10 protein-coding genes are annotated in these 7,937 nt (G+C 40.4%); all 10 read right to left on the reverse strand.

Features of this window, described 5'->3' with window-relative positions; genetic code table 11:
* Positions 1 to 840, reverse strand: an 840-nt coding sequence (locus KKH91_05000) for a cobalamin-dependent protein (protein MBU0952164.1), incomplete at its 3' end; no start/stop codon positions are given.
* A gap of 218 nt (positions 841 to 1,058) precedes the next feature.
* On the reverse strand, positions 1,059 to 1,196 hold the full coding sequence (locus tag KKH91_05005; GenBank protein MBU0952165.1) for a hypothetical protein: 138 nt from the start codon (positions 1,194 to 1,196) through the stop codon (positions 1,059 to 1,061).
* Between the two features lie 26 nt (positions 1,197 to 1,222).
* Positions 1,223 to 1,507, reverse strand: a complete 285-nt coding sequence (locus KKH91_05010) for a type II toxin-antitoxin system RelE/ParE family toxin (protein MBU0952166.1) — start codon at positions 1,505 to 1,507, stop codon at positions 1,223 to 1,225.
* Positions 1,507 to 1,728 carry an Arc family DNA-binding protein gene (locus KKH91_05015; GenBank protein MBU0952167.1) on the reverse strand — a complete coding sequence of 74 codons (222 nt, stop codon included), beginning with the start codon at positions 1,726 to 1,728 and terminating at the stop codon, positions 1,507 to 1,509. Before KKH91_05015 ends, KKH91_05010 begins: the two co-directional genes overlap by 1 nt.
* Before the next feature lie 97 nt (positions 1,729 to 1,825).
* The gene (locus KKH91_05020) at positions 1,826 to 2,092 is read right to left on the reverse strand and encodes a hypothetical protein (GenBank protein MBU0952168.1); all 267 of its coding nucleotides are present in this window, start codon (positions 2,090 to 2,092) and stop codon (positions 1,826 to 1,828) included.
* A 66-nt stretch (positions 2,093 to 2,158) separates the two neighbouring features.
* Positions 2,159 to 3,013 carry an SPFH/Band 7/PHB domain protein gene (locus KKH91_05025; GenBank protein ID MBU0952169.1) on the reverse strand — a complete coding sequence of 285 codons (855 nt, stop codon included), beginning with the start codon at positions 3,011 to 3,013 and terminating at the stop codon, positions 2,159 to 2,161.
* A 220-nt stretch (positions 3,014 to 3,233) separates the two neighbouring features.
* Entirely contained in the window at positions 3,234 to 4,652 is a 1,419-nt protein-coding gene (locus tag KKH91_05030) for a radical SAM protein (protein MBU0952170.1), read from the reverse strand.
* Complete coding sequence (locus KKH91_05035) at positions 4,649 to 5,737, reverse strand: glycosyltransferase (GenBank protein MBU0952171.1); 1,089 nt, start codon at positions 5,735 to 5,737, stop codon at positions 4,649 to 4,651. The genes KKH91_05030 and KKH91_05035 overlap by 4 nt, the downstream gene beginning before the upstream one ends.
* Positions 5,734 to 7,161, reverse strand: a complete 1,428-nt coding sequence (locus KKH91_05040; GenBank protein ID MBU0952172.1) for a B12-binding domain-containing radical SAM protein — start codon at positions 7,159 to 7,161, stop codon at positions 5,734 to 5,736. The genes KKH91_05035 and KKH91_05040 overlap by 4 nt, the downstream gene beginning before the upstream one ends.
* The coding region (locus tag KKH91_05045) for a radical SAM protein (protein ID MBU0952173.1) at positions 7,158 to 7,937 on the reverse strand (780 nt) is incomplete at its 5' end. The genes KKH91_05040 and KKH91_05045, both read right to left, overlap by 4 nt.

The raw sequence follows: 7,937 nt of genomic DNA on the forward strand, positions 1-7,937 counted from the left end.
CAAATTACTCAGTTTTGCATCAATAATTTTCTGGCAAAGGTCTATTACGTGTTTTTTATTGAAGTTGTGCGATTCTTCGTCAAAGAAAATGCCTTCCATTTTGTCGCCGTACTTATTTTTGAGGTAAGCTATTTCTTTTACGATATCGGCGGGATCGCGCGGGCGCCAGTTGGCTTTGCTGTAATAAAGGTTTGAGCAGACGCAGAATATGCATCTGTAAGGGCAGCCGCGGGAGCCGTAGGCCTGGATTTGTTTGTATCGCAGTCCGGGAGGGCCCGGGTTTAGGTAATCAATTCTTTTTATGTCTTCGTCTTCCGGCCAGGGGAGCAGGGTTACGTCAAAAGGGTCCCGCAATTTATTAGGGTAAAGGCCGGGGATTTCTTTTTCGTTTTTTCCCTGGATTATGTCAAGTACGGTGAATTCGTATTCGCCGATGCAGATATAGTCAACTTTATCTTTTAATTGTTCGGGGTAAGCGGATGGATGCTGGCCGGTAAAAATCAGTTTTGTGCCGCATTGTTTTTTTACTTCCAATGCAAGGCGTAAATCTTCTTCAATGGTTCTGGTGGAGCTTTCCATTACAAGAAAATCGGGTTTTTCAGCGACAACTTTTTCAAGGTAAGCTTTATAGTCCAGCCAATCAAGGCAGGCGTCAAGCATTTTCACTTTGTGTTTGGTTTCGCGCTTAAGCAAGGTGCTTAAATAGGATAGTTCCCACGGGTACCAGGCGAAGTAGGCGCGTTTTGCGCCGGTGGTCCACCGGCTGGGATAGTGGATCATGCGGTATCCCTGGCTGTCCACCCCCACGCTGTTTGCAATAACTATTTTATATTCGGCCATTTTCTCTCCGATGCTCGAATAAACGTATTATATCAAACAAACAATATATGCTCAATATCCTATTAACTCCCTTCAGTCCCGATTTCACTTCTTCTTTCTCGTAATAAACCTTATCGCCTGCCACTTTGAGCCCTTCCCCTTCCTGGGCCGGTTAATCAGTCTAATCACACCAATTGAAAGAATAATAAGGAGTATCGTGAGTTTTAACATAGGTTTTTCTATAATTTACCGATACACTTCTTTACGGTGCTTTTTTTATTTTTGCTTTTGTTTCTTTTTTTAAAAAAATCTTCTGCAGGTATTGCTGATTTTTCTTCGTGGCGCAGTCTTATTATTTCCTTAGAGTAATCAAGCATTTTCTCTCCCTAACATCTCTTAAATTCTATTTCATATAACGCGATAAGGTGCTGTAATAATTTTCATGAGTATCGATCGCATAAAGATAAATCGTTTTGGTTTTAACTTCCAACTCATAGGCCAGTAGGTATAACTGAGCATGTATTTTGAATTTGTGTACCCGAATATTAGCCAATACGCCTTTTTTAAGGTCGCCAATATCGGGGTCATCTTTGATTTTTTTTATTTCAGTCCTAATCAGGTCTTGTTCTTTGGAGTAAAACTTTTTGAACTGTTTATCAAATTTTGGTAGGGACTTTAGCTGATACATTATAGTGAAAAGGGCTTCGCTAGGCCATGTTCTTTCTCTGATTTGGCTTCAAGAATGTCTCTTATGAAGACTAAGGGCAAATCGGGGTTATCTTCCGCAATCAAAGCTGTTTCAATACATTTTTCGATTAAATTGCTCACACTTCTGTGTTCCATTTTAGCGCGTAAAGCAACCTTTTTCCTTACATTATCCGGCAACCGGATTGTTGTTATTGAACTCATATTCGGGCCTCCCTGGAGCTAATCATATGTATTAGCTTATAATACATTATAATACAACTATTCAATAAAATCAAGGGGAATTTTATTTAGCTAAAAATTATATATCCTTAGATATATTCTTTCCGCAGTGAGAACAAAAGGTGCTGTCAATTTGAGTGAATTTATTGCAAAAGGGGCATTCCATTGTTTTTGTTGACGGTTTGCCGCCATTTTGCAAGGTGTCCCTTATTTCTTCCAGCAAGGTTTCAATGCTATTTATTTTCCAGTACCATAAAACAAAATGCCTTAAAATTACAAACAAGGCAACAAACACAAGTATGGTGAAAATAAAATACAAAAACATGCCCCCAAAAGGATACATCATTTTATTAACTCCCCCATGCTAGATACTCCCTGTCCTCCCTCTTTATCAAAGAGGGACAGTGGGAGTTTACTTCTTTAACGGTAAAACGCCGGCGAGTTCGCCGATTACATTTACCAATTCGCCATTCGCAGGTATAACAACTTTTGCATTATTCGCAAGAGATTTTTCTACGGCTTCCAGCTTCCTGAGGACTTGCGCATTACCAACAAAGTATTTTTGCGCAGCTTCATTAACCAGCCTGATGGCTTCTGCTTCGCCTTCCGCTCTTAATATATTTGCCTGCTTGATACCTTCAGCCTTTTTTATTTCCGCTCTTTTTTGCCCGTCCGCAACAGTTTCGGTGGCGGTTGCAAAGTCAATAGCGGCAATTTTTTCGTTTTCTGCTTTGACTACCTTATTCATTGTTTCCTGAACATCTTTTGGAGGGTCAATTTCTTTTAGTTCTGTACGGACTATTTCAATACCCCAAAGCACTGTTTCTTCCTTCAATATCCTGTGCAACTCGGAATTGATCTTGCCCCTTTCGCTGTTAGCTGACTTTAAAGTAAGGGTGCCGATAATATTCCTTAAAGTGGTTCTGGCTAAATTCACTATCTGCCAGTTGATGTTATTTACATTATAAATTGAATTCTTTACGCTTTCTTCATCAGCTTTAACTTTAAAATAAACCTGGGCGTCCACCCTGGCGTTTAAATTGTCATTTGTGATTATTTCCTGCGGCTCTGCATCCACCATTTGCTCGGTCACATTTTCATAGTATATATGCTCAATTAGCGGAATTATCCATTGGAATCCGGGAGTTGCAAACCTGTTATACTTTCCTAATCTTTCAATTAATCCCCTGCGGGTGGGCCTGACTATCCTGATACCAATAAAAAAAATAAAAACAGCTACAGTGACAACTAAATACGTAATGTTCATAATCTCACTCCTCCCTTAAATTATTTTATTAACTCCCCTCAATCCCCTCTTTCAAAAAGAGGGGAAGTAACTCCTTGTCCCCTCTCTTTATTAAAGAGAGGCAGGGAGAGTTAGGGTTATTTTTTATTTTTTAAATCAGAAACAAATTGCCCTATTAAAATAAAATCAGTTATGCCCGATTCGTCCTTAAGCTGCCCAAAGGCAATCTGGCTACTACCCGTTAAGAGGATCGTGTGGGTTGCACCCAACTTAAGTAAGTTAATGCGCGCCGGACTAACCGCAATGGGTGAAGGCATTCCTTTAGCAACCGGCCGGGGCGGATAAAAAACTTCCCGTAGGCCTGTTTGTTCAGAGAACTTACCTCTTCTGCGGTTAAATACCTTGTCTTCATCACCGGAACCAAGCTGGAATAAGTTTCCCACTTGTCAGAAACTATCAAGCCTTCTTTTTTAGCAATAGCATAAAGTTCAGTTCCGGGAAACGGTGTAGCAAAAGTAAACTGTACATGGTCTGGATTTAGTTCGATCGCAAATTGAGTATTTTTTTCAATCGTTTCTTTTTTATCATTCGGCAAACCGTGTACAAAAAATGCAAAGGTCTCAATTTTTAATTTCCTGCATATTTTAAACACTTTTTTCACATTATCCAGGCTTTTAATTTTATCATCACAGTTCATCTCGTCTGCAACATCGGTAACCACAGATTCAATGCCGAAATTAATACAGACACAGCCAGCCTGTTTCATCATTGAAAGCAATTCCTCATCAACAGAGCCGGTAGAGGTTTCGCATCTCCATTTTACTTTCAGTTTTCTAGCCATTACCAGCTTGCAGATTTCCTTTATACGGCCTTTATGAGCGGTAAAAAGCGAATCCCTGAATAGAATCATCTTAACGCCGATATCATTTACAAGATATTCCATCTCGGCAACTACGCGCTTTGCTGACATCTCCGCATATTTGAAACCCACAGAAACCGGATAAGGGCAGAATTTACACCTGAACACGCACCCAATGGAAGAATGCATAGTTGCATACGGATATTCATTTTTATAAAGGTAAAAATATTTCTTTAATGGCGCGATTTCCCAGTTCGGGAAAGGAAATTCTTCCAGATTATACGCTTTTGCGGTTGTGCCTATGATTTGCATACCCTTTTTAAAATAGGCACCCTCAAATGAGCTCACTTGCTCATTTTTTTCAAACGCTTTAACTACATTTTTTGCAACCTGGGGCAAATTGTTAATAAGAATACAGTCAGCACCGGAGGCTTCAAACGATTTCACTACTGTATTTACCGGATGCGGTCCCACAAGGACTATTTTTGATTTTGTCTCATTCTTTATTTGTTTGCTTATTGCGAAATCATAGTCAGCGGTGGGTGTTGATGTATTAAGGAAAACAATATCCGGATTATAATCTTTTACTTCCTTAATAGCCCAGCCTGAATCTATTTTTTCAGCTACTGCATCAATGAATTTTATCTCGTTTTTTTCTTTTAAAAATGAGGCCAGCAATAAAAGGCTATGCGGAGGCAAAACGGTACCGCCTCCAAAATGGAGCATGCCGTATTCCCCCATAAAGTCCCGGTTGGCTGTAAAACCCGGTATGCCCGGCGGATTTAAGAGTAAAATTCTCATTTCAACACTTCCGACAATTGTTTTTTCATTATTTCTATTGAATGATTTTGAATTATATAATCCCTGGAATTATTATTTGATAAATATTCCTTCTTTTCTATCACACTGCAGATTTTATCGCTAAAATCCTGCGCTTTAGCCCCGGAAACGACAATATATTTTTCTAATTTGTCTTTTGTTTCTCCTACAACATGCCCGACAACTTTTTTATTCATAGAAAGATACTCAAGCACCTTAAAGGACATTCTCATCTTGTTTCCTGCCGTTTCGCGCATATAAATCAGGCAGAAATCGCAGGCGGCAAGATGTTTGGGCACATCATCCTGTAAAACCAGCCCGGTTATAAGGTAATTCTTCAATCCTGCTTCATCAAACGCTTTTGCAAATTCATTTTCCAGCGGGCCTCCGCCGATTACAAGGAAAAATAAATCGCTGTATCGCTTTCTGGCCATTTTTACCGCTTCCGCGACAAGGTCCAGATCGCCCGCACCGCCATGAGTTAGCGTACACAAAAAACCTGCAAGTATCTTTCCCTTTAATCCGAGTTTTCCCTTTTCTTCTTCCTGTATATATTTTGAAGGGTCAAATATCTCGGTATTCACAATCTGATTTACCGAAAACACGTTTGCCGCGCCCATACTTAGCGCAAATTTCTTCAAATACTCGTTGTGCACCGTTATTGAATCAACTTTTTTCGGGTAATTGAATTCTATTTTTGTTGTTAAATTCTTGCGGAATGCCGTTCTTTGAAAATCCGAATCCAGGTCGTCCCAGTCAACTATAACTTTTTTATTTCTTAATTTACCTATAATTATGCACGGAACCGCAGGCAGAATGAATTTTTGCAAGTACAAAACATCATATTTACTAAAGAGGCAGTAAAAACTTCTGACAAGCGTCGCGTAAATGTATCCGGTATTTGAATCGGCCTGGTAAACTGATGTAGCGCCGTCGTTGCCGCCTGGAGAGTTGGACTCAATATATTTTACGCTGTGCCCCAGTTCTTTCAGGCACTTGAAGATATGCCTGGCGCGATAGGTGGAGCCATATCTTTTATCAAGAAAATTGATCAGGAGTATTTTCATTTTCCAGTGAGCTTTTTCCGCAGGCCGAAACTTTTTAGAATATGGTAAGCGGCGCTGGAGTGCGTGCGCAGCTGGCCGGCTGATAATATGCGGATTAAGTAATTCCAAATATACCAGGGGCGGAAATAGAATTGCGTGTAAGCTTTTTTGTCCATCTCTTCAAGAAAACCTTTTTCAAAATCCGGCCAGTAGGCGTTTTCTATGGGTTGAAGCGGGTTTGCTATATATTTTTCCCAAAAATCTTCCTTCAATTTGTTCTGCTTGAAAGCCATTTCGTAATAGTCCGTCTTAGGAAGCAGTAAAGTGATGGCAAATACCGCAAAGTCCAGTTTGCACTTGATAGCGAAATCAATAGTCTGCTGCATTTCACTCTCAGTTTCCGAGGGTGAACCCAGCATAAAGTTCCCGTATGTGAGAATTCCTGCTTTGCGTGTCATACTGATAACTTTCCTGACTACTTCGAGGTCCAGGTTTTTATTCATCAGCTTTTGTATGCGGTCCGTGCCGGATTCAATGCCAAATTGAATAAGATGGCACCCGCTTTTTTTAAGTAAATCAATGATATCCTGGTTTACATCCTTGATGCGGGTTCTTATATTAAATCTAAATTTAAGTTTTCTTCTTAAAAACTCGTCGCAGAGCTCTTTTACCCGCTTATGCTCAAGGGTAAAGAGCTCATCAAAGAACAAAATGTCTTTTATTCCAAGATTCAGATATGTTTCGATTTCGTCTGCGACTAATTTTGCGTCTCTCTTGCGCAATTTCGTTCCTGCCTGCGGGCAGTAAGCGCAATTAAAAGGACAGCCCCTGCTGGTCATCATAACTGTGGCCGGGTTCCCCTGGCTCAGGATGGATTTGTACTTATTATAAGGAAGCAGTTTGTAATCTATAATAGGAAGCTCATCCAGATTCTGCACCATGAGCTGTTTTACGGGCTTGTCTGGATTGTTTTTTGTCAGCACGCCTTCAATATCATCCAACGGCCGGCGGTCCTGGATTCTATCAAGCATTTCGCCAAAAACATATTCAGCTTCGCCGCAGACAGAATAATCAACTTCGGGTAATTTAATTGTTTGCCTGGGAAATAGTGTCGGGTGGGGCCCGCCGGCAAGAGTTACAATATCTTTGGAGACCCTTTTGGCCGCCTGCAATACCCTGTAACCGTCACCCAGGTAAAGAGTAAATAGCGATACGCCGACAACATCAGGTTTTTCATCCGCTATTCTTTTTTCAATACCTGCATAATCAAGGCCTTCGGCTATAGCGTCAAGTATTTTTATTTCGTGTTTTCCCCTGCGGACTTCAAAACTCGCAAGGTAAAGCAGGCCCTGCGGAGGGTAAATGCCGCCTTCACTTAAAATTTGTTTCGGCGGCCCGGGCATACACGGATTTTCTTGTAACGGATTAATCAGTAAAACTTTCATTTTGTTGTGTATATCCTTAAAAATGTATTAAGCAGGCCCCGGCGGAACCCGTTGAAGGTGGCCTTGAATTGCTCTAAAGTCCGAAGTTTGAGCAAAAAACGCAGCATATTTACCGGGTTGAGGTAAAACATCATGTAGGTTTTTCTTATTTTTGTTGCCACCGTTGTGCCGGAAAGATGTTCCCAGATAGGCTTAAAATTTCCTTCATTATAATCGTCCCAATTTATATTATCCAAACTTTTAAATTTGTTTTTCATATAATAATTAAATATTTCCGATCCCGGGTAAGGAATCGGCATACCGATGGAAATCCTGTCCAACGGCAGTTTTTTAATAAGCGCGGTGGTCATATCAATATCTTCTTCTTTTTCAAAAGGGTAACCCATCAGGAAAAATCCGTGGGTAATAAACCCCATTTTGCTGGCAATTTTTACATTCTCGTATCCGACTTTCAGGCCGTCTTCGCTGAGTCCCTTTTTGCAGTGCGCTAAAATCCTCGGCGAACCGAATTCAAGCCCGAAAGCCATGTAATAACAGCCTGCTTTCTTCATTAACTTGAGCAATTCAGTATCAAGTTTATCTATGCGCACGCCGTTTATCAGCGCCCAGGTAACATCAAGTTTTCTTTTTAATATTTCATTGCAGACTTTTACCGCATGATCGCGATAGAAAGTAAAATTATCATCCGCCAGCTGGATTTCGCGGATACCGAAGTTTTTATTGAGATATTCCATTTCATCAACAAAGTTGATAGGGTCACGCACCCTGAAATGATA

This window comes from Elusimicrobiota bacterium (genome assembly GCA_018816525.1).
In the GTDB taxonomy this organism is placed as follows: Bacteria; Elusimicrobiota; Endomicrobiia; order CG1-02-37-114; family XYA2-FULL-39-19; genus OXYB2-FULL-48-7.

What these genes read in the sequence shown, in the direction of transcription:
- KKH91_05005 (MBU0952165.1), bottom strand. Translation starts at nt 1,196, where the DNA reads ATGCTTGATTACTCTAAGGAAATAATAAGACTGCGCCACGAAGAAAAA.
- KKH91_05010 (MBU0952166.1), bottom strand. Translation starts at nt 1,507, where the DNA reads ATGTATCAGCTAAAGTCCCTACCAAAATTTGATAAACAGTTCAAAAAG.
- KKH91_05015 (MBU0952167.1), bottom strand. Translation starts at nt 1,728, where the DNA reads ATGAGTTCAATAACAACAATCCGGTTGCCGGATAATGTAAGGAAAAAG.
- KKH91_05020 (MBU0952168.1), bottom strand. Translation starts at nt 2,092, where the DNA reads ATGATGTATCCTTTTGGGGGCATGTTTTTGTATTTTATTTTCACCATA.
- KKH91_05025 (MBU0952169.1), bottom strand. Translation starts at nt 3,013, where the DNA reads ATGAACATTACGTATTTAGTTGTCACTGTAGCTGTTTTTATTTTTTTT.
- KKH91_05030 (MBU0952170.1), bottom strand. Translation starts at nt 4,652, where the DNA reads ATGAGAATTTTACTCTTAAATCCGCCGGGCATACCGGGTTTTACAGCC.
- KKH91_05035 (MBU0952171.1), bottom strand. Translation starts at nt 5,737, where the DNA reads ATGAAAATACTCCTGATCAATTTTCTTGATAAAAGATATGGCTCCACC.
- KKH91_05040 (MBU0952172.1), bottom strand. Translation starts at nt 7,161, where the DNA reads ATGAAAGTTTTACTGATTAATCCGTTACAAGAAAATCCGTGTATGCCC.